The 22807-nt window shown below is 64.4% G+C and carries 14 protein-coding genes; 10 read left to right on the top strand and 4 right to left on the bottom strand.

The window, feature by feature from the left end:
* The 5 genes from C0Z19_RS07800 to C0Z19_RS07780 all read left to right on the top strand — a co-directional run bounded on the left by C0Z19_RS07800 (position 1) and on the right by C0Z19_RS07780 (position 2862).
* Complete coding sequence (locus C0Z19_RS07800; protein ID WP_102609230.1) at positions 1-534, top strand: aromatic-ring-hydroxylating dioxygenase subunit beta; 534 nt, start codon at positions 1-3, stop codon at positions 532-534.
* Positions 535-544: 10 nt separating this feature from the next.
* Positions 545-937: a non-heme iron oxygenase ferredoxin subunit gene (locus tag C0Z19_RS07795; protein WP_102609229.1), complete on the top strand. Its 393-nt coding sequence runs from the start codon at positions 545-547 to the stop codon at positions 935-937.
* On the top strand, positions 934-1227 hold the full coding sequence (locus C0Z19_RS07790; protein WP_102609228.1) for a DUF1330 domain-containing protein: 294 nt from the start codon (positions 934-936) through the stop codon (positions 1225-1227). Before C0Z19_RS07795 ends, C0Z19_RS07790 begins: the two co-directional genes overlap by 4 nt.
* A 70-nt stretch (positions 1228-1297) precedes the next feature.
* Positions 1298-1585, top strand: coding sequence for a DUF1330 domain-containing protein (locus C0Z19_RS07785; RefSeq protein ID WP_102609227.1), 288 nt, complete (start codon positions 1298-1300; stop codon positions 1583-1585).
* A gap of 83 nt (positions 1586-1668) precedes the next feature.
* Positions 1669-2862 carry an FAD-dependent monooxygenase gene (locus C0Z19_RS07780; protein ID WP_102609226.1) on the top strand — a complete coding sequence of 398 codons (1194 nt, stop codon included), beginning with the start codon at positions 1669-1671 and terminating at the stop codon, positions 2860-2862.
* 27 nt (positions 2863-2889) lie between these two features.
* Here C0Z19_RS07780 and C0Z19_RS07775 read toward each other — a convergent pair whose 3' ends face one another.
* The 4 genes from C0Z19_RS07775 to C0Z19_RS07760 form a co-directional block, all read right to left on the bottom strand.
* Complete coding sequence (locus C0Z19_RS07775; RefSeq protein WP_233196047.1) at positions 2890-4392, bottom strand: DHA2 family efflux MFS transporter permease subunit; 1503 nt, start codon at positions 4390-4392, stop codon at positions 2890-2892.
* Positions 4393-4439: 47 nt separating this feature from the next.
* Positions 4440-5738 (bottom strand): HlyD family secretion protein, encoded by a 1299-nt coding sequence (locus C0Z19_RS07770; protein ID WP_102609224.1) that lies wholly within the window; start codon positions 5736-5738, stop codon positions 4440-4442.
* 150 nt (positions 5739-5888) lie between these two features.
* Complete coding sequence (locus tag C0Z19_RS07765) at positions 5889-6878, bottom strand: NAD(P)H-dependent flavin oxidoreductase (protein WP_102609223.1); 990 nt, start codon at positions 6876-6878, stop codon at positions 5889-5891.
* Positions 6879-6926: 48 nt separating this feature from the next.
* Complete coding sequence (locus C0Z19_RS07760) at positions 6927-7340, bottom strand: thioesterase family protein (RefSeq protein ID WP_102609222.1); 414 nt, start codon at positions 7338-7340, stop codon at positions 6927-6929.
* Between the two features lie 773 nt (positions 7341-8113).
* Here C0Z19_RS07760 and C0Z19_RS28630 point away from each other — a divergent pair.
* The 5 genes from C0Z19_RS28630 to C0Z19_RS07740 all read left to right on the top strand — a co-directional run bounded on the left by C0Z19_RS28630 (position 8114) and on the right by C0Z19_RS07740 (position 22720).
* Positions 8114-8605, top strand: coding sequence for a filamentous hemagglutinin N-terminal domain-containing protein (locus tag C0Z19_RS28630; RefSeq protein WP_233196046.1), 492 nt, complete (start codon positions 8114-8116; stop codon positions 8603-8605).
* A 98-nt stretch (positions 8606-8703) separates the two neighbouring features.
* On the top strand, positions 8704-10206 hold the full coding sequence (locus C0Z19_RS07755; protein ID WP_233196045.1) for a filamentous hemagglutinin: 1503 nt from the start codon (positions 8704-8706) through the stop codon (positions 10204-10206).
* Between the two features lie 110 nt (positions 10207-10316).
* Positions 10317-12038, top strand: coding sequence for a ShlB/FhaC/HecB family hemolysin secretion/activation protein (locus C0Z19_RS07750; protein ID WP_233196044.1), 1722 nt, complete (start codon positions 10317-10319; stop codon positions 12036-12038).
* A gap of 51 nt (positions 12039-12089) precedes the next feature.
* A complete protein-coding gene (locus C0Z19_RS07745) occupies positions 12090-12977 on the top strand; it encodes a peptidylprolyl isomerase (protein ID WP_102609221.1) in 888 nt (295 codons plus the stop codon).
* 140 nt (positions 12978-13117) lie between these two features.
* Positions 13118-22720 carry a two-partner secretion domain-containing protein gene (locus tag C0Z19_RS07740; protein ID WP_158242952.1) on the top strand — a complete coding sequence of 3201 codons (9603 nt, stop codon included), beginning with the start codon at positions 13118-13120 and terminating at the stop codon, positions 22718-22720.
* The last annotated feature ends 87 nt before the right edge of the window (positions 22721-22807 follow it).

The raw sequence follows: 22807 nt of genomic DNA, 5'->3' as shown, positions 1-22807 counted from the left end.
ATGACGACCCCTTCCAACGCGGCTGCCCCGACGGTGCTTCGTGCAGCCGAATCAGCCCCTCGCCTGACGTTCGACGCCTACTACGAACTCGTCTCGTTCTATGCCCGCTATGCCGCGGTGCTCGATCAAGGCGACTGGGACGCATGGCCCGAGTTCTTCCTCGACGAATGCGTCTACAAAGTCGTGCCGCGCGAAAACCACGAACGCGGGTTGCCGCTTGCGGTCATGGACTTCGAGAGCAAGGGCATGCTCAAAGACCGCGTATACGGCATCAAAGAGACGCTGTTTTTCGATCCGTATTATCAGCGCCACATTGTCGGCATGCCGCTCGTGCATGCCATCCGCGGCAACCTGATCGAAGCCGAAGCCAATTACGTCGTGGTGCGAACCAAAACGGAGGAGATCGGCGATGTCTACAACGTCGGCCGCTATCTGGACCGCATCCGCCAGACCTCGCGCGGATTGCGTCTCGAGTCGCGCCTGTGCGTCTATGACAGCGAAATGATTGCGAACTCGCTGATCTATCCGATCTAGGAGACCGGTGATGGAAACCGAATGGAAAGAAGTATCGACGGAAGCGGCGGTGCGCGAGGCCGGCGTGTGTGCGGTCTACGCGGGCGATCGTGAACTCGCGTTGTATTCGGTGAAAGGTGCGATCTATGCGACCGACAATCGGTGCACGCATGGCGAGGCACGCTTGAGCGACGGCTTCTTGCTCGACGATGAAATCGAGTGTCCGCTGCACCAAGGCCGTTTCAACGTTCGGGATGGCTTGCCGATGTGTGCGCCGCTCTTTGCGCCCGTGCGCGTTTTTCCGGTCAAGGTCGACCTGGGGCGCGTATTCGTGCTCGTGCCGGTGCATACGGAGGACGTCTCGGCCGCAAACGTCGCGCGCGCCGGTTGCCCGGGCGGCTGCTCGGCGGTGGTTTCGCCATGACGGCGTACGTGGTGGTCGAAGTCGAGATTCACGATGCCGAGGCATTCGCTGCCTATAGACAGTCAGGACTGCCAACGATCGCGCGGCACGGCGGCCGCGTCCTTGCCCGCAGCGATGCGGCGGTGTCGCTCGAAGGCGGCTGGCATCCGTCGCGAATCGTGATCGTCGAGTTTCCGAGCGTCGAGGCCGCTCAGCGCTGGCATGCTTCGAGCGAATACCAGGCGGCCAGGAAGCTTCGTATCGCGGCGGGCACGACGCGTAGTGTGGCGTTCGAAGGGCTGATCGGCTAGCGTTACGAAAGCGAGTGCGGCTCGGGCGAGTCGCGCCGTTGAACGCTTCCAACGAGGAGGATACGCACCCATGGCCGCTTACATGATTTTCGACATCGAGGTTCTCGACCCACAGCAATACGACGAGTATCGCAAGCTGGCGGCGCCTACCGTGGCGCAGTGCGGCGGACGATATATCGTGCGTGGCGGCGAGGCCAAAGGGCTCGAAGGCGGATGGGATCCCAAACGCGTGGTGGTCCTGCGGTTCGACTCCAAGGAGCAAGCGTTGGCTTGGTACGAATCGCCGGAGTACCGGCCGGCCAGAGCGATCCGCGAGCGCGCGGCAAGGACCCGTGCGCTCGTCGTCGAAGGCGTCTGAGCGTTCGGCTGCGGCGGGCGCTTCAATCCCGATGCACGAAACTCGCCGTGCTTCGCGTGCACTGCGGTCTTCAGGAGAAACATATGAACACGGCCTCTCGCAGCGGCGATCGTGTGCGTGTCGCCGTAATCGGCGCGGGCATCGGCGGTACGGCGATGGCGGCGCTGCTACGGCGCATCGGCCATAACGTAACGGTCTACGAGCAGTACGAGCGGTTTGTCCCAGCAGGCGGTGGAATTCACCTGAGTCCGAATCTGATGCGCGTGCTGCGTCATCTCGACGTGCATCGTCACGTGCTGTTCACGGGGCAAGAGCCGGGCGCGTTTCTCAATCGTGACGCCGTAAGCGGCGAGACGCTGTATGGACTGCCTCTCGGCGAATGCGCGCATCGTCGATTCGGCGCGCCGTTCGTCGCATTGCGGCGTGGCGTACTCCATCTGGCGCTGATGTCGACCGTGGCACGCGATAGTGTGCAATGGGGCAAACGTTTGGCCGGCCTCGATTGGCGCGGCGATTCGATCGAGCTTGCGTTCGCCGACGGCAGCCGCGCCGCCGCCGACGTCGTCATTGCGGCCGACGGCTTGCGCTCGCGCGTGCGCAGCATCCTGTGCGGGCACGAGCAACCGGTGTTCTCGGGGCAGGTGGCCTTCCGTGGATCGTATCCGCGCGAAGGCCTGAAGGGCTTGCACGTCGACGATCTGACGAAGTGGTGGGGCGACGAGACATTTGTCCTTTCGTACTGGCTCGATCGTGCGCGCCGCGACTTCTATTTCGCCGCAATGATGCCGCAGTCGACCTGGCCGAGCGAGGCGTCGTTCGTGCCGGCCGACGTGGACGAGATGCGGGCGGCCTTTCGGCACTTCCACCCCGATGTGCGCCGAATGCTTGCCGGTGCGCCGCCGGGAAGCGTGGCGAAGTGGGCGTTGTTCGAGCGTCCGCCCCGTTTCGAGTTCGGTACCGGCCGCGTGATCCTGATCGGCGACGCGTGTCACCCGATGCGGCCGTTCATGTCACAAGGCGCCGCGATGGCGTTGGAAGATGCGGCGATGTTGACGCGGGCCGTGCTGGGCGAGGGCGACTTCATGCGGGCGCTGCAAACGTTCGCCGATGCGCGGCGCGAGCGGCTCACGCGCGTGCATCGTGTGTCGGCCGCGAACACGTTCATGCGCGGGGAGACCGATCCGCAATGGGTGTTCGGTTACGACGTGCTCAGCGCCGATGCGTCGGCGCGGCTGCCCGCGTTGTACACGCCGTCGGCGAGCGCAATGGCGGCATAGAACGAAACACCGGCTATCGACTTGCCATCAGCTCGCGCGCCGATAACGCGCGAGCCAAACGGCGGCGAGCGTCGCCGCGAACAGCACCGCGCATCCCTGCGAGAAATCGTCGAGTGCGAGCATATGGGCTTGCACATCGACCGATTTCGACATCGACGCAAGCGCTGCATCGGCCGATAGGCCTGCGTGACGCAGGCGCTCGTACCAATCGACGAAGGCACGATCGAGCGGAGAAAGCCGTTCGACGAGATAGGTGCTGTGAACGCGCGCTCGACGTTCGAAGTAGGTCGGCGCGAGCGACGTGGCGACGCTCGTGCCGATTCTTCGCAACGCGTTCTGCAGCCCCGATGCGGCCGGCAACCGCTCGCGCGGCAAGCCTGCCAGCGAGAGCGAAACGAGCGGCGTGATGAAGAACGCGGTTGCCGCGCCCATCAGCAACGAATTGGCCGCGATGTCGGCGAGCGGCACGTCGGTGTCGAAGCTCATCCGCCAGAGAGAGGCCGCACCCCAACCGAGCAACGCCAACGAGGCAAACCAGCGCGGATCGACCCGGTGTTGAATCCGGCCGATCAACGGCGCGATGACGATGCCCGCGATTCCGAGCGGCGCCGTCGCGATGCCGGCCCACGTGGCCGTGTAGCCCTGCTGCGTTTGCAGCCATAGCGGGACGAGCACGAGCGCTGCGTAGTAAACGCCGAAGCCTACGGTGACGGCGATGGTCCCTGCAGAGAAATTCAGTTGTCCGAACAATTTCAGATCGACGATCGGGTGAAGCTCCGTCAGTTCCCATAGGACGAGTGCGACGAGACTCACGACGCAGAGCGCTGCCAGCACTTGAATCGATGTGGACGCAAACCAATCGAGGTTCTGACCGCGGTCCAGCATCAGTTGCAAAGAGCCGAACGCCAATGCCAGCAACACGAGCCCGACCGTATCGACAGGCAGCTTGCGCGTCGGGTTATCGCGGCCCGACAGCGTGCGCATCAGGATGACGAGCACGGCTGCGCCGGTGGGGGCGTTGATATAGAAGATCCACGGCCAGGCGATGTTATCGGTGATCCAGCCCCCGGCAATCGGGCCGAGCACAGGGGCGATGAATGTCGTCGTTTGCCAGACGGCGAGCGCAACGTTGCGGCGGGACGAGGGGAAGACGGCGACCAGCAGCGCTTGGGAGAGCGCCGTCAGCGGGCCTGATGCGGCGCCCTGCAATGCGCGAAAAACGATCAACGAGCCGAATGTCGGCGCGAGGCCGCAGAGCATCGACATGGCGATGAACAGCGCAACCGAGACGCAAAACAGGCGCACCTGGCCGAAGCGTTGTGCGAGCCATCCCGTGAGCGGCAACGTAATGGCGAGCGGCGTCGCGAACGACGTCAACATCCAGGTGCCCATGTCGGGCGACACGCCCAAGTCGCCGGCAATCGTCGGAACGGCGACGTTTGCGATGGTCAGATCCAACGTCTGCATGAAGTTGGCTGTGCTGATCGCTATCGCGACCGCCACCAGCGCGCGCCCTTGCAACGGTTCCAACGGTATCGGGGCGGGGCGGAGCGCGGACCATCGACGAACAAGCCGGATCATTGCCGATGCCCGTCGATCTCGGTCTCGCCGCGACTGCCTGCCGCGTTCGCGCGAATCGTGCGTGCGACGAGCGCGTCCCCGGCATGGCTTTCATCGGCGTAGATATTGGTGGTGTCCGCGGTGCGCGGCAGCGGGCGCGCAGCATTCGTCGCTGCGGAAGCCAGGGCCAGTGATTCACCCGCAGCGGCGGCTTCATTCGTGCGCACGACGGCCGTCATCGAAACGCCGATCAGCAGCGGATGCGCGCGCAGCTCATGCGGGTCGAGTGCGATGCGAACCGGGACGCGCTGCACGACCTTGATCCAATTGCCCGTTGCGTTCTGCGCGGGGAGTGCCGCGAAGGCCGCGCCGGTGCCTGCTTCGAATCCTTCGATCGTGCCGTGAAACGTGACGGCGCCGCCGTAGAGGTCGGAATGCAAGGTCACGCGTTGTCCCGCTTGCATCTGCTTCAGTTGCGATTCCTTGAAATTCGCGTCCACCCAGACGCGCTCGAGCGGCACGATTTCGAGCAGCGGTGTGCCGGGCGTCACGTGCTGACCGACCTGAACCACGCGATGGGTGATGCGGCCCGTGAGCGGCGCGCGGACGACGGTGCGCGCCAGCACGATGGCCGCGCTGCGTACGCGCGCCGCGGCTTCCTTCACGAGCGGGCTCGAGGCGATCGTGGTGCCGTCGATATGCGCGAGGCTCGCGCGATAGGCGGCGCGCTGCGCATCGAGCGCGGCTTGCGCGGCGGTCACCGCGTGGCCCGCATGACGAAACTCTTCTTTCGATACCGCGCCTTCGGCGGCGATGGCGGTGCGCCGCTGCAAGTCGTCTTCTGCGCGGGCGAGATCGGATGCACGCAGACGTATCTGCACGCGTTCGTGCTCCGCGTCCGCATCGGCCGAGCGATAGTCGCGCACCGCATGCGCGAGCGCATCCACGGCCGCATCGAGCGAAACGCGTGCGTCGGTCGCGTCGATCTGAACAAGCGGTGTGCCGGCTTCGACAGTGTCCGTGTCCTGAGCGAAGACGGCGACGGCCGTGCCTTCGATGAGCGGTGAGACCTGCACGACATCGCCCGCAACGTAGGCATCGTCGGTCGTCTCGACGTTGCGGGCGTCGGTCCACCACCAGCTTGCGGCTGCCAGCGCCGTGACGACAAGGCCGAGGCCGAACCAGCGGAACACCCGACGGCGACGGCGGGACAGGCGATTTTCCAAGGCGCCGGTGCTTTCGCCGGCTGGCGGCGTGGGGACTGGTGGCGAAGCGGGCGCCTTACCCGAAGTCGAGAGTGCGGACGACGGATTCATTGATGGTGGCTCCATGAAGATGCGCGTCGGCCCGGCTGCCGGTATATCGTTAGATACACCGTAGAAGTCGCGTCGTCACGCGGCAACTGACAGAAATGCCAGTCGAACGGCCGGGCCCGATTCGATCGCGCGGGTTCGTTTCTTTGGTGTTCAGCACGCGATGCGCACCCGCTTTGGGGCAGCGGCAACCTGCGCCACGCGCACGCGCGCGGCGGCCAATTCTTGTTCCAGCCGGATGACGATGTCTTCGACACTCAGTACCGCGTCGACTGCGCCGACGCCTTGTCCTGCCCCCCAGATGTCGCGCCATTGCTTGATCGCTGCGTCGCCCGAGAAATCGATTGCCGCATCCTGCGCGCGAGGCAGACGTTGCGGATCGAGGCCGGCGGCTTCGATGCTTTGACGCAGATAGTTGCCGTGTACGCCCGTGAAGGCGTCGGTGTAGACGATATCGGCGGCATGCGCTTTTACGATCGTTTCCTTGTAACGGGCCACGATGTTGGCCTCTCGCGAGGCGAGGAATCGCGTGCCGATGTACGCGGCATCGGCGCCGAGCGCGAGTGCGGCGGCGATCGCATCGCCGGTGGCGATTGCGCCGGAGAGCACGATGAGGCCATCGAAGATGCGCCGCACCTCGCCGACTAGCGCGAACGGCGACAACGTCCCGGCATGTCCGCCCGCGCCGGCTGCGACGAGGATGAGGCCGTCGACGCCTGCTTCGATGGCCTTCTGTGCGTGGCGCACGGTCGTTACGTCATGAATGATGAGCCCACCGTATCGATGCACTTCGTCGACGATTTCCCGCGGCGGGGCGCGCAGGCTTGTGATGAGCAGCGGCACATGCCGATCGAGGCAGACACGCATGTCGGCTTCGAGCCGCGCGTTCGATGCATGGCAGATCTGATTGACGGCGTAGGGCCCGATGACGGCTGTGGGGTGGGCGGCCCGATACTGCGCGAGCGCGTCGTCGATTTGCGCGAGCCAATCCGCGAGCTGTGCGGGAGGCCTGGCGTTCAGCGCCGGAAATGCGCCGACGATGCCGGCCTTGCATTGAGCCAGCACGAGCTCGGGGTAACTGGCGATCAACATCGGCGAGGCGATGACGGGGATACGGAGCGATTGCAGCATCGGAGGAAGCATGGCGCGGTCTCGCAAGCGGATCGATGGAAGGGGAAAGTCAGGAGGCCTTCATGTTTCGGCCGTGACCGGCGCTGCCTTCGATCGACGCTGTTCGAGCCGCTCATGAAAGCCGTCGCGCGATACGGCGCAGCGCGTATGGAGGCCTTCTCCGACGACGCCCGCAGCGTCGCGCACGACGATGCGATAAGTCATCATGCGTTCGTCGACGCGGATGAGTTCGGCATCGACGGTCACTTCCCACTCGGGCGGGGTCGGTTGTTGGTGTTTGATCTCGAAGTAGTAACCGACGGTCATTTGATCGGGCGAGAGCAAGTGATCGGTGGCCTTCATGCAGGTCTGCTCGATGAAGATGATCATGATCGGGCTCGCGAGCGCATGGGCTTCGCCGCCCCATTGATCGGCGAGCGAAATGGTGTCGACGCGATAGCTGGCTTGGGCCTTCAGGCCGGGTGCGATGGACAAGATGACCTCCTGAGGGGATGGGGTGATGGTGTGGCGTCGCGGTGGTTTGCCGCTGCACGTTCACGTCGGGTGCCTACTGCTGCCTACTGCCGCCTTCGATGCTCGCTGCGATGTGGCGCAAGGAGGTATGCGCGCAAATGTAGTAGGAGTGGGGGTGGGGTGAAACTGGCAGGAATGTCAGCGGGGCGAAGGGGCAACGCTGCCGAGGTTTTTAAACCAATGCGGTGCATCGCCTACCTGCGTTAAGCGCCATCACTACACCGCACTGAAAACCTCACTGAATCCCCGCAATCGTTTGCGTAATTCGAGCTTGAAAAAATGATGGTCTTTTACAACAGCTATTGACAAGCGACGCAGCGCAATAGATGAAAGATAAAAGAAAGCTGATTGAAGCTTGATGGAAAGAAAAACCTTTCGCCATCGTTCGACAAGGCGTGCTTGGGATCTCAATGCAGATGGGGGTGCACCGCGGTTGCACCGCCTCGTCGTGTTTCTTTCACCGTCATGGTGCGCAGTCGAAGATCGAACCACCATGTTTCGCCCAGGCATTCCCCGATAGCTTTTTAAAATGGAATCTGCGGTGGAATCTTTGATACGATGCGCACCGCTGTTCCGAGGGGTAATCGCCATCGCGCTGAAAAGCGAAAGAGGCGAAGCCAAACCAATAATTCGAAAGAGAACGCCGGGCATAAGACCGCTATCGAGGCGGCAAGCATCGGCCACATCGACCAATGCAATTACGGATATACCGTGCGGGGTACACGGGTAACACCGTGGAATCGAGGCCATTGCCGGTGTGGCATGCCGGCCGATATACGCGCCTTGCGGCACTGTTGATGCTGACGCTCGCCCGTGCCGCGCATGCCGGCGCAGCGGCCGGCATCGTGCCCGACGGCGGCACCCATACCAGCGTGACGACGGCCGGCAACGGCCGGCAAACGGTGACGATCGCGCCGTCGGTCTACGGGGTGTCGAACAACACCTATTCGAGCTTCAACGTCGGCCAGGCAGGCGCCACGCTGGACAACACGAGCGCCAACGCGCGCACGATCGTCAATCAGGTCACGAGCACGAACCCGAGCCTGATCGAGGGAGACGTCACCGTGCTCGGCTCGCGCGCGAATGTCGTGCTGGCGAATCCCAACGGGATCACCGTAAACGGCGGGTCGTTCGTCAAAACAGGCCGCGTGGTTCTCACCACCGGGCAAGTCGCTTCTTCGATCAGCAGCTCGCATCCGGCGAATACCAGCGCAACATCGCGCTGAACACGCAAGGCGGGACGATCGCAATCGGGCCGCGCGGCCTCGCCGGGACGCTCATCGGACTGGAACTCATCGCCAAGCAGATTCAATTGAACGGGCCGGTGACGAACTCGTTCAGTTCATCTTCGGCATACGTGCGGGCCATTGCGGGCACGTCGCAAACGACGCTCGACACGGGCGTTTCTCCCGACGACAACAACCATGATTGGCTGACACTCGCGAATGCGCAGATTGCAAATCCGAATGCCGTGGCGATCGAGGTCGAATCCGCAGGCGGTATCACGGCAGGTAGCATCAGGCTCATCGCAACCGATCTGGGTGCCGGCGTGCGCAGCGCGGGGACCCTGCTGGCCAATGCAGGCGACTTCACGCTCAGCGCAGCCGGCGACGTGCAGCTTCTGAGCGGCAGCTCGGTGACAGCCGCAGGAAATGCGTCCATTCAAACGAGCGGCGCGCTATCGCTGAAGGGCGCCGGGGTGGCGGCTACTGCCGGCGGCGTCGTGCTGTCGAGCAAAGGATTCAGCGCGCGGAACGATGGCGCGACAGGTTCGACGATCGTGTCGGGACAGAGCGGCGTCGTGATCCAAAGCTCAGGCGACTTGTCATTGACAAGCACCCTCGTGCAGGGCGCCGCACGCATTCAAGGCAACGACGCGTCGCAAGGCGCCGTGACGTTGTCGGCGACGGGCAATGTGACGAATGCGTCGGACACGTCGCAGCCCGGCACGCTCGGCGTCATCTTCGGTCAGCACGACGATGTGGTCGTCAACGCCGGCGGCAACGTCACCAATCGCAACGCTCGCATCGAATCGAATCAGAGCGTCGCGATCAACGCCGGTGGCGATATCAACGATGTCATCGACCACACGAGCGGCGTCAATAACGGCACGCCGACGACGTATTCCGATCACGGACATCGCTTGCTCTTTCTGACGGCGAACGACGATGGTCTTTCTGTCGACTACGGCACACTGCAGGCGCCGACGCAACAGTCCTACATCTTTGCCGACGGCGGCGACGTGTCGCTCAAAGGACGCAACGTCATCAACGATGGCGGTTCGATCATCGCCAACACAGGCAAGGTCTCGATCGTGGCGCAGCAGCAGGTCCTGGATCAAGCCGTCTTCACGGGGCAAGCGTCGTATCGTCAATCGTGCTTCATCTTCTGCCATGAAAGTGCATCGAGCACGGTGCGAGCCTTTGGCGGTGCGATTGAAGCGAACGGCGACATTTCGATCACGGCGGGCACGCAGGCGCTCAACGTGGGCGGCAACGTCTACTCGTACACCGGCGACGTGACCGTGAAAGCGCCTGTCATCACGGCGCGCGGCGTCGTGGGCTATACAACCTACAACCGCAATGTCGGGCTCAAGGCATGGTTCGGCAACAGTTGGGCCGCAATCTACGCCGCGGATGACGGTGGTTTGTTCGAAGCCGCTTCCGGGCAGGTGACGCTCGTCGGTCAGGGTGTCGTCGATGGGGGCTCGTTCTCCGGCGCGCATGGCGTGACGGCCACGAACGGCATCGTCACCATTGCGCCGCCGCAGCGCACGCCGGTCAGCATCGGCGGTCATTTGGGTTTGGTGTCGTGGCTCGGTCTGTAATTGCAGCGCTGACGCGTTTATCGGCCGCGATCGCCGTCGCCTGGCCGGCGTGCCACGCGGCGGCGCAGGCATTGCCTCCGATGTCGCGGCCCGTATCAGGCCCACCGTCCATGCCGCCGCTGCCTGCGCCTCCCCTGCCTTCGGTGCAGGATCCGGGGCAACGCTTGTTGCAGGACCAGCGCACGCGTCAGCGGCAGCAAGAACTCGATCAAGCGCCAGCGCAGATCGAAACCGCGCCCACAGCGACACCTGCCGTGCCGAACCTTCCAGAAGGCGCGGATGTCGAGTCGCTGCCCGAATCAGGGCCGACGTTCGTCATCGATCGAATCGAGCTATCCGGCACCAAGGTGCTTTCGGACGAGCAGCTCGATGCCGTCACGCGGCCTTTTACCGGCAAGCATCTCGGCCGCAATCGCATCGATTTGCTTCTGCGTCGCCTGACCGAGGCTTACATCGCGCATGGCTACATCACGACGCGCGTTTATCTGAGCACGCCGCAACACCTTTCAACCGGCAGGTTGGCCATTACGATCGTGCCGGGGCGCATCGAAGCGATGATGCTCAACGGCGCGCCGCTCAGGCCCGCGCCGCCTCTTCCAAAAAGCGGTCTGCCCAAGACGCACGGCGGCGGCCTGCTCACGGATGCGGGCACGGCATGGGCTTTCCCTGAAGGCGTCGGCGATGTGCTGCGGCTGCCCGATCTCGAACAAGGCGTCGACCAAATCAATCGGTTGCGGCGCAATCAAGCCCAGATTCAAATCTTGCCGGGCCAGGCGGCCGGCGATTCCATCGTAGCCATCACGAACCCGTACGGCTCGCGGTTCAACTACAACGTTGGCGTCGACAACTACGGCGACGCATCGACAGGCAAACTCCGCTATCGAGGCGGCGGAGAAGCCGATAACCTGTTGGGCTTTCAGGAGTCCTTAGGGTTTTCGTATATCGGCACGACCGATACGAACGCGGTCGTATTTTCGGGCGCGGTGCCGTTCGGGTTTCAGACGTTCAGCTACACGACCTCGGTCTCCGAATATCAGCAATTGATCGGCGACACGGCGCTGCTGTATGGCCGCACGTTCAGCCAGATTCTCGGCTGGAACGATGTGTTCGCGCGCTCGGCTACCTCGCGCCTGTCGATCGACGCCACGTTGACGAAGCTCAGCACGCAGCGCAACGTCAACGACATCGACCTCGCTCCCGAAAACCTGACGGTGTTGCGCGTGGCGCTGTCGGGTCTCTGGCATTTTTCAGCGCATAACCAGCCTGGGGCGCTGACCGCCGAATTCGGCATCGCACAGGGTCTGCCTTGGCTCGCTGCTTCGCATGACGCTCACGGTATGGGCGAAGCCGAAGCCCATTCGCAATTCACGCGGGCCGATTGGAATGCGACGCTGCAGCTGCCGCTCGGCGGCATCGGCGCAACCGATTGGACCTATCGCGCCACGTTGAACGGCCAATACAGCCACGACGCGCTGTTCGGCAACGAGCAAATCTTCTTGGGCGGCAGCGATACGGTGCGCGGGTTCTCGCGTGCGGCCGTCAGTGGCGATAGCGGCTTCTATTTGCGCAACGAATGGGTTTGGTCGAACGCACCGGCCTGGCACGACGCCCATTGGGAGCCATATCTGTTTCTCGACGGCGGCAAGGCGCATCTGGTTGGACAGGGCGGCTGGCCATCGATGGCGGGCGCGGGCGTGGGCGCCCGCGTGCAATGGACATTTCATTCGCAGTTGATTTCGGGGGAAGTGCTGGCCGGGCAGGCGCTGTTGCAGCCGGCAGCCCTCGGGCCGAAATCGCGCGTGCTGCTTTTCACATTGAACTGGGCGACATAGAACGCCGCCTATTTGAAGCGTTCCCTCATTGAGCAAATCAAAGGACACCCGATGAAGAACCCGCATGGTTTCGCAACGACGCTCAAGCGTGGCGCCGCCACAGTTGCTGCTATGTCTGCGTTGATGTCGCCGGCGTTCGGCGCGCAAGAGAGCGCACCCGCACAAGCGGCTTCGGCTGCAGCGCTGCCCGCGGGCGTGGCTGCCCGCGTCAATGGCATCGCGATCGCGCAAACGGACCTGGACGCGGCGGTGCGTCAGAGCGGCCAACCCGATTCCCCGGCTTTGCGCACATCGATCAAGAATCAGCTCATCGCTCGCGAGTTGTTTCGTCAGGCTGCGCAAAAGCAGCACTACGACACGCATGCCGACGTGAAAGCCGGCATCGAACAAGCAAAGACGATGCTGATGATGCAGGCGTACCTGCGTGACGCCGTCAAGCCGACGCCCGTTTCCGACGCCGAGGTGAAAGCCAGGTACGACGCCATCGTCGCGTCGCTCGGCAAGGACGAGTACAAGCCGAGCGCGATCGTCGTGAAGGACGCGGCTACAGCGCAAACCGTGCTCGACCAACTGAAAAAGAAGGGCAGCGATTTCTCGCAGCTCGCCCGGCAATACAGCCAGGGACCGGGCGCAGCGCAAGGCGGAGCCCTCAATTGGGTGTCGTTCAAAACGCCGATCACCGATGGTCAGACGCAAGGTTGGCCGACGCCGATCGCCGAAGCCCTGGTGAAGCTGCCCCAAGGCGCGGTGTCGAGCGCACCCGTGCAAGTGGGCAACACGTTCTGGATTCTGCGCGTCGATCAAATGCGGCCGACGCAGATTCCCACCTTCGATCAAACGAAGGATCAGCTCCGTAAGGAGCTGGAGCAGGCAGCCTTGGCGAAGGCGACGGCGCAAGTCGTGACCGATCTCGTCAAGGGCGCGCATATCGAGCAGTGAAGCGCGCAAGGCATTGATCTCTTTCGGGCCTGGAGAGATCGCACGGCAGTGAGCGGCATCGCATCGGTTACGCGATGCCGCGTCGGCGGGGCCGCCGGCACATAACGACATCAATAGATACCAATAACGACCACACCGACATGAAAAAGTCGACACGGGGTAGCTGGCAACGGTTCGAGCAGGCGCGTGCAGCACGCGAGCGACTGCAAATGCTGACAGGCATTCGCCTCGCCGGCGGCACGCCACGCTATGGGATCTGGCAACGCGCGGTCAGTGCGCTCGTTGCTGCTACCCTGTTCGTCGGCCCCATCACGTTGACGGTCGAACAAGGGCGTCGTGCAGCCGGCGTGATCGCCGCGGGAAGTCATCGCCTGGGTGACGACGCATGGCGCAGGATCGAAGACCTGGCTTCGCTGCGGATTCGCTTTGCGATGCAAGTGGCCGAAGCCGCGGCGATCGCGGACCCTAAAGCACCGATTTCATTCCAACCGGCGGTCACGCAATCGACAGGAACGGGCGGCGGTGTGCCCGTCATCAACATCACGGCGCCCAATGCGGCGGGCATCTCGCTCAATCAGTACCAAAGCTTCAACGTCGATCCGGTTGGCTTGATTCTGAACAACAGCCTGCAAGGCGGGACGACGCTGACGGGCGGCAATGTCGCGGCCAATCCGAACCTGAACGGCCGCGCGGCCAGCGTGATCGTGAACCAGGTCACGTCGAGTGGCAGTGCGTTCATGAGCGTGCTCAACGGGCCGCTCGAAGTGTTCGGCGCAGCGGCCACGGTCATCATCGCCAACCCGAACGGCATCGCAGTGCGCGGGGCCGGGTTCACCAATACATTCGGCGTGACCTTGACGACAGGCACGCCGCAGTTCCTGACCCACATGGGCGGAACGCAGACCGACTTCACGAACGCGCAGGCAATCGCCTATGACGTGCGCGGCGGTCATATCCAGATCGAAGGCAACGCAGGCACGAACGGCCCCGGGTCCGGCATCGAGGGCACGGTTGGCACGATCGATCTCATCGGCGAAACCGTCGGCGTGAACGCGCCGCTCTATGCCGGCACGCGTATCAACGTGCTTGCCGGCGATCAGGTCGTGAGCCCCGCTGCGTCCGATGCAACGGGCACGACCTACGCGACGCAGGCGAACGGAAGCGCCAATACGGCTGCGGCGATCGGCAACGCGACGCAGGGTTATGCGATCGATGCGACGAACTTCGGCGCAATGACGGCCGGGCAGATCTCGGTGATCGGGACGGCGCAAGGTATGGGCGTGCGCACCGATGGTGCGCTCGCTTCGACGGCGGGGAATCTGACGTTGTCGTCGAACGGCGACCTGACGGCCGGCAACCACGCTGCGCAGCAGAGTGTCTCGATCACGAGTGCCGGCAATACAACCCTGTCGGGGACGGGGCTTGGCATCAGCGGCTATACGCTCACGTCCGGCGGCGATCTGACGTCGACCGGCACGCTGCAATCGGGGAAGGATCTTTCGCTTGCGGCGCAGGGCAACGTCAATGTCGCGACGCTGCAAGCCAACGGCGACACGACGGCGACCGCCGGCGGGGCGATGACGCTGGGCAACGTCCAAACCGGCGGCGCGTTGTCGATCGCGACGCAAGGCGTCAACGCGACCGACATCGTCATCAACGGGCCGATCGTCACCGGCGGTGCGTTCGCTGCGCAGGCGGCGCGTGACTTGACGTTCAGCGGCAACGCGAGTGCGGGTACTGCGCTGACGCTCAATGCCGGTGGCAACCTGACCGTGGCAGGTGCGGCGCAGGTCGTTGCACAGCAGACGGCGACGGTGGCGGCCGGGCTCGACGTGAAGATCGACGGCGTATTGTCTTCGTCGGCGAATGCGAGCGTGAATGCGCAACGCAACGTGTTCGTCGATGGAACGCTGCAGGCGCAGGATGCGATGACGGTGTCCTCGGGCGATGCATTGACCGTGGGCGGATCGGTCGTCGGCCAATCGAGCGGGACGGTCACGGCCGGGACCGATCTAAGCGGCAGTGGCGCGATTGCGTTTGCGGGTCAAACAGCGCTGACGGCAGGGCACGATGTAGCGCTGACGGGAAGTTTGTACGGCGGGGCGCTGCAATTGACCGCGGGCAATTCGGCGAGCGTCGGCGATGTGCAGACGCCGGGGGCGCTTGCCATTACCGCGAACGGTACTGCCGGCGGTGGGGACATTGCGCTCAATGGCAAGACGTCTTCAACAGGTGCGGCCAATCTTACTGCCGCGCGAGACGTCGCTATAAACGCGAGTTTCACAGGCGGTAATACGCTCACGGGCACGGCCGGGCGCGATGTCAACGTGAACAACGCGGTCGGAGCGGTTGGCGATATCGCGTTGACAGCGACCGCGGGCAATCTGACGGCCACGGGAAGCGTGACGACGAACGGCAGGATGACGCTCGATGCCGGTAGCGCAATGACGCTCGGCAATGTGCAAACCGGCGGCGCGCTGTCGATCACTACACAAGGCGCCAACGCCACCGACATTGTGGTCAACGGACCGATCGCGGCGGGCGGCGCGTTCTCTGCGCAGGCGGCGCGCGACTTGACGTTCAACGGAAATGCCAACGCTGGCACGACGCTGACGCTTGCTTCAGGCGGCAGCGTCGACATCGTACGTACGGCGCAGGTGATTGCGCAGCAAGCCGCGACGGTGAGTGCGGGGCTCGACGTGCAAGTCGACGGCGTATTGTCTTCGTCGACGAATGCCAGCGTGAATGCGCAACGCCATCTGACCGTCAACGGAACGCTGCAAGCGCAGGGGCCGATGGTTTTGTCGTCGGCCGGTGCCTTGACGGTAGCCGGGTCGATCGCCGGGCAATCGAATGGAACCGTCACGGCGGGTACGGACTTGACGGGTGCTGGCTCGATTGCATTCACGGGCCAGGCGACGCTGACGACGGGGCATGACGTATCGCTGACGGGCACGTTGTACGGCGGGTCCGTGCAGTTGACCGCCGGCAATTCCGCGGCACTCGGCGATGTGCAAACGCCCGGAACGCTGGCTGTCGCCGCGAACGGTGCGGCATCCGGCGGCGATATCGCGCTTAACGGCAAGACCACAGCAGCGAATGCCGTGACGCTCGCTGCCGCACGGGACCTTTCGATAGATGGCGTCTATGCCGGCGGCGACACGCTGACTGGTACGGCTGGACGCAATGTCAGCGTCGGCAATACCGTGGGATCGGTAGGGGCCGTCTCGCTAACGGCGAGCTCCGGAAACCTGACGACCACCGGGAACGTTTCGACCGACGGCAAGATGGCGCTCGCTGCCGGTGGTGCAATGACGCTAGGTAACGTGCAGACTGGCGGCGCGCTGTCTGTCGTGACTCAGGGTGGGAACGCAACGGACATCGTGTTGAACGGACCGATCGTCGCCGGTGACGCATTCTCCGTGCAAGCCGCACGCGATATCACATTCAACGGCAATGCGAACGCTGCGGCCGCGTTGACGCTGACTGCCGGCGCAAGCGTGAATGTCGCGAGCGCGGCGCAAGTGATCGCGCAGCAGGCCGTGACGGTCACGACGGGGCTCGACGTAAAGGTAGACGGGATATTGTCCTCGTCGACGACTGCGAGGATCGACGCGCAGCGAAACCTGCTCGTCAATGGCACCGTTCAAGCCAATGGCGCGATGACGTTGTCGTCGGCCGATGCACTGACGGTGGCCGGTTCGATTGTTGGCCAATCGAGTGGAACGATCACGGCCGGCTCCGACTTGACCGGCGGCGGCTCGATCGCGTTTGCGAATCAGGCCTCACTCACGACAGGCCATGACGTTTCGCTGACCGGCAGCTTGTACGGTGCGGCTCTGCAAGTGACGGCAGGCAATTCCGCGAGCCTTGGCGACATTCAGACGCCCGGGACACTCTCCGTAAGCGCGAACGGCAACGCGGGTGGCGGTGACCTTGCGCTGATTGGCAAGACGAGCGCGACGAACGCCGTCAACATGACGGCTGCCAGAGATATCGCCGTCAACGGCAGCTTCACGAGTGGCAATACGGTGACGGGTAACGCAGGCCGCAACGTGAGCGTGAATGGCGCGGTCGCATCGGTCGGCGACGTATCGCTTACTGCGGGTGCGGGAAACCTTTCGACTGCCGCGACGCTCTCGACCAACGGCAACCTCGCGCTGAAGGCAGGCGGCTCGCTTGCGGTCGGGCCACAGCAGGTGAGCGCGCTGGGCGGCGCTACGATGTCTGCCGGGCAGGACGCGACGGTCGCGGGCACGCTCGCCGCGGCATCGGTCTCCGTCTCGGCGATGCACGACATCAGTGTGACGGGCAGCGTGCAATCGGACACAACCCTGGCGGCGAGCGCTGGCAATGCGCTGACGATCGGCGGCGCGGCGTCTGTCAAAGGCGATACGGCGCTGAGCGCAGGCAGCGATCTTACGTTGAACGGCACGATCGTGGGTCAGGGAAGCGGCGTTTTGAAGGCCGGTGGCGAGATCGACGTCGCGGGCAGCGCGGGCTTCGCCAAAGACGCAGCGGTGACATCGGGCGGTGATACGAACATCAAAGGCGCACTGCTTGGAGCGAACGTTGCGGTGACTGCCGGCAACTCTGCGACGATCAACGACTTGCAGGCCGCGGGCGCGCTTTCGGTGAGGGCGAATGGTGTGGCGGGTGGTGGCGATATCACGATGGCGGGCCATGGCTCGTCGATCGGCGGAACCACGTTGACCGCAGCGCATGACATCGCCGTCAATGGTGCGTTCGCTGCCGCGGATGCCCTGCGACTGACCGCGCAGCACAACGTCACCATCGCGGGCTCGCTGCAGAGCGCAGGTACCTCCCAAGCGCTGACAATCCAGGCAGGCGGCGCTTACGTTTCGACAGGGACGTTGGCTGCGAGCGCGGCGTTGACTATCGCGGCGGGCAGCATGGCGCTTGGCGGTACGACATCGGCGGTCGGCGACACGACGCTCGCTGCGCTCGGCGATATCGCCTTGACGGGTTCGCTTGGCGGTAAGGGTAAGGGCGCGCTATCGGCCGGTGGCGAATTCGACGTGACGGGCAGCGCCAACTTCGTCGGCGATGTGGCTTTGGCTTCGGCGACAGACACCAACATCGTGGGTTCGCTGCAAGGCGCGAACGTTGCAATTACGGCTGGCAATTCCGCCACGCTCGGCAATGTGCAAGCGAATGCCGCATTGAGTGTCTCCGCTAACGGATTGCTCGGCGCGGGTGACGTAACGCTTGCGGGCGCCGTTTCATCGTTCGGCGCTGCGACATTCTCCGCTGCGCGCGACCTGACCATATCGGGCAGCTTCGCTGGCAACAGCACGCTCGATGCGGTGGCGCAGCGTAACGTGAATGCGAACGGCGCGGTGAACGCCGTCGGGGATGCCTCGCTGCAAGCGCGTACGGGCACGCTTTCGACGAGCGCGGGTCTTTCGACGAACGGCAACCTTGCGCTCGCTGCGGGACAAACGCTTGCGCTCGGTTCGGCCCAGACGAGCGCCATGGGCACGGCCACGCTTACCGCGGGGAAAAACGTCACGCTCGCAGGCGCATTTGTCGCGAACGACGGAACGATTGCGGCCGGCGTGGACATGACCGGCTCCGGCGCGGTTGCATTCGAGCATGCAGCTACGCTGGTTGCCGGTCGGGACGTGAATTTGAGCGGCGTGCTGGAAGCTGGGCAGATGCAAGTCCAGGCCGGCAATTCGGCAACGCTGGCGAACGTCGAATCGGGGTCGACGCTTGCAATTGCGGCGCTCGGCTTCGCTGGCGCTGGCGACATTACGCTGAACGGGACGTCGACGGTCGTGGGCGCAACGGTACTCAATGCGGCTCGCGACGCGAACGTTTCGGGCACGCTGACGGGCGGCGGCGCGGTCACGATCGCCGGCGCGCGCAACATCGGCGTAACGGGGGCAATCAATGCCACCGCGGACCTGGTGCTTGCAGCGGCCGGCGCAGACGTGACGGCAAGCGGTCCGCTCGATGTCGGCGGCAATTTCAATGCAACTGCCGGCGGCAACCTGACGTTGGGCGGCCCCACCCATGTCGGCCAGGCGACGACGCTTGCTGCCGGCAACGACTTGACGGTGTCGGGTGCGTTGAGCGGCCAAGGCGCGGGGCAACTCAGCGCGGGCCATGATTTGACGGGAGCGGGGGGAGCGTTCGCGCAAAGCGCGACGTTTGCGGCTGGCCACGACATTGCACTATCGGGTGCGGTGCAGGGCGCGAGCGTTGCGCTGACGGCCGGCAATAGCCTTTCGCTTACCGATGCATCGTCGACGGGCGCGATGACGTTGAAGGCCAACGGTCTGTCGGGCGCAGGAACGATCACGATCAACGGCAAGGCGAACGCCGACGGTGTGGTGAGCGCGAGCGCGGCGCAGGACGTCGTCGTGCATGGCACGCTTACGAGCAACGACGCCATCGCGTTGACAGGGGCGCGTGACGTCAACGTCACGGGTCAGATACAGGCGGCGAAAAACGTTTCGCTGACCGCGACGGCCGGCAATGTGACGACGAGCGGTGCCTTGTCGGCGAACGGCGATTTGTCGGTGCAAGCCGACACGAACGTCTCGCTTGGCGGACAGGTATCGGCGGTGGGCGCGACCGCGGTGACGGCCGGCAACGATCTCACGCTCGCAGGATCGGTAACCGGGCAGGGCGCCGGGCAGTTGAACGCAGGGCATGACCTGAACGGCGCGGGCAGCGCTGTGTTCGTGCAAAGTGCTGCGCTTGATGCGGGCCACGACATCGACCTTGGTGGCAACGTTCAGGGCCAGGGCGTCACGCTTACAGCTGGCAACGACTTGACGGTGACCAATGCGCAATCGACATCGACGCTCGATTTGACGGCCAAAGGCGCCGCTGGCGGTGGGACGATCACGTTGAACGGCCAGATTGCCGCGACTGCGGCGGCCACCTTCACGGCGGCGAAGGATATTGCAGTGACCGGCGCGTTTGTCGGCGGTGATACGGCGACGTTCACGGCAGCGCGCAACCTCTCGTTGACGGGCGGCATACAGGCGACGAACGACCTGGCACTCACGGCGTCGTCGGGCAGCTTCACGTCGAGCGGCACCCTCAATGCGGAACATGATCTGACCGTATCGGCCGGCACGGGCTTGACGCTTGGCGGTCAGACCGCGGTGGCGAATGCGACTTCGTTGGCAGCAGGGAATGACCTGACGCTTGCCGGTACGTTCAACGGACAAGGCACGGGGCAGCTCACGGCAGGACACGATCTGAATGGCAGCGGCAGCACCGGGTTCGCCCAGAGCGCCACGTTTACCGCGGGCCATGATATTCAGCTCTCGGGGCCAGCGCAGAGCGCCGGTCTGACGATGACGGCCGCGAACGATCTCGCGCTGAACAACGTTGCGTCGACCGGGGCGATGGCGCTGCGGGCGAACGGTGCGGCAGGCGGCGGCACGATTACCGTGAATGGTGCAGTCGGTGCAGCAGGCGCAATGACTGCGCAGGCGGCGCAGGACATCGTGATTCAAGGCACGCTGAGCAGTGGCGCGACGGCGACGCTCACGGCGCAGCGAAGCGTCGCGGTGCCCGGCGTAATCAACGCGGGCGGCGATCTGACCATCAACGCGCAGCAAGGCGCGTTGAGCGCGACAGGCGGCATCGAGAGCGGCGGCGATCTGACGATTGCGACGGCGCAAGACCTGACGTTGGGCGCATCGACGAGCGCAACCGGCGACGTCAAGCTGCAGGCAGGCGACAACCTGACGCTGGGGCGCACGCTTGTCGGAAAGAACGGATCGTTGGGTGCGGGAACAACTATTTTCGATGCGGCGAACGGAACGAGCGTTGCTGCGTTCAGTGGATCGGCGACGCTTCTTTCAGGCGCGGATGTCGATCTGGCGGGTGCGCTACAGGCGAATGCGATTCAAGCCACGGCGGCAGGCAGTATGGCGCTCGGCGCGTTGACATCGGCGACGACGATCGCGCTGACCGCCAAGGGCAGCCCAACAGCAGCTGTGGGCGGCCCGGGTGATGTGACGCTCAACGGAGCGATTGCTTCACCGGGTGCGTTCACGGTTCAAGCTGCACGTGATGCCACCGTCTATGGTGCGTTGGCCTGCGGTGCATCGTGTTCGGTGACGGCTGGTCGGAATGTGATGCTGGCCTCGGCGCTGACGGCGTCGAGTGATGTGTCGCTTTCTGCGTTGGCCGGTAACTTAACGACAACGACCGCATCGACGGTCGGGGGCGCGCTGAACGCCTCGGCAGGCGCAAATGTGACGTTCGGCGCAGTGCTTACGGTGGCGGGCAATATCAACGCAACCGCTGGCGGTGCATTGACGATCTCCGGTCCGATGACGGGGCAAGGTAACGGCTCATTGGCGGCCGGCACCGATGTCACCGGCGCGGGCGCCCTGTCGTTCGGGAATGCGGTGACGATCAATGCCGGACACGACACAGCGTTGACCGGCGCGCTTGCCGCGCAAACGATCGATGTGGCGGCCGGGAACAACGTGGCCTTGGCTACCGTTCAAGCGGGCGAGGCACTGACTGTCACGGCTTCAGGTCATGCGGGCGGAGGAGATGCAACGTTCGCGGGCAACGTCGCGGCTCTCGGTGCGTTGCAGGTATCGGCTGCTCGCGACATCGCCGTCGCCGGCACGACGAACGGCGGTGCGACGACAACGTTGACTGCCGGGCGCAACCTGACGCAAACGGGCGGGTTGAACTCCGTCGGCAACGTATCGATGACCGCGGGAAGTGGTTCGTTGGCTGCGAACGGCGTTGCGACGCAGGGTGCGTTGACTGCATCGTCGGCGCAATCGCTCGCAATCAGTGGCGCGACGACCGCAAACGGGGACGTCAATCTGACATCCGGTGGCGCGATGACGCTTGGCGCAGTGACCGGTCAAGCATCCGACGCCACGGCGGGGACACTCAAAGCGGGCGGCGATTTGCATGCGACTTCGATCGCATTGGGCAACGGCGCGGCGACCTTGCAAGCGGGCGGCTCGATCGGCGTGACGGGAGCGCTGACAGCGGGAGCGGCCGTGAACGCGACGGCGGCGAACGACGCATCGTTCGGCGGCGTGCAAGCAGCCGCGACGCTTTCGTTGCAGGCGCTTGGACATAACGGTGCTGGCGATCTGAGCGTTGCAGGACCGCTGCAGGCTGGCGGTGCGGCGACGTTGTCTGCGGCTCGCAATCTGACGGTTGCCGGCGCGGCCACCGCGGGCGGCGCATTCAACGCCACTGCGGGCCGAGATTTGACGATGGGCGGGGCGCTCGGCGCGAATGGTGACATCGTCCTCGCGGCAACGAACGGCGCAATGGCATTGAACGGCGCCGTATCGGCCGTGGCGAACTTTACGGCTACTGCCGCGGGCGCATTGTCGATTGGGGCGGCGCAGATCAACGGAAACACGCGGCTGACGTCGGGCGGCGCAATGTCGATCGGGGGCACGCTTTGGGGCGACGGAACGGGCACGTTCCAAGCCGATGGAGACATGACAGGCGCGGGCGGGCTTGCGTTCGGTCAAGCGATCAACGCTACGGCAGGCGGCGCGTTCTCGCTGGGGCAAGGCGTTGAGGGTGCTGAACGCGACGGCTTCGCAGAACCTGACCGCGATTTCGGGAATATCGGCTGGTGGGCCGCTTACGCTGAGCGCGACAAACGGCAGCCTGGTTGCGGCCAATCTGCAAGGCAACGGCGCGGCGACGCTGTCGGCGGGGCGGGGCTTGACGCTTGGCGGCACGAACGTGTTGGCGGGTAACGTCTCGCTGACGGGCGCGAACGTGACGGTGTCGGGCACGACCACCGCTTCGCAAGGGTTCACGGCGTCCGCGCAGGGCACCGTCGA

Origin of the sequence: Trinickia soli (assembly GCF_002879855.1) — a bacterium.
GTDB classification, from domain to species: Bacteria; Pseudomonadota; Gammaproteobacteria; order Burkholderiales; family Burkholderiaceae; genus Trinickia; species Trinickia soli.
Note: the sequence above shows the minus strand (reverse complement) of the source record. Positions and strands in the feature narration are given on the sequence as shown.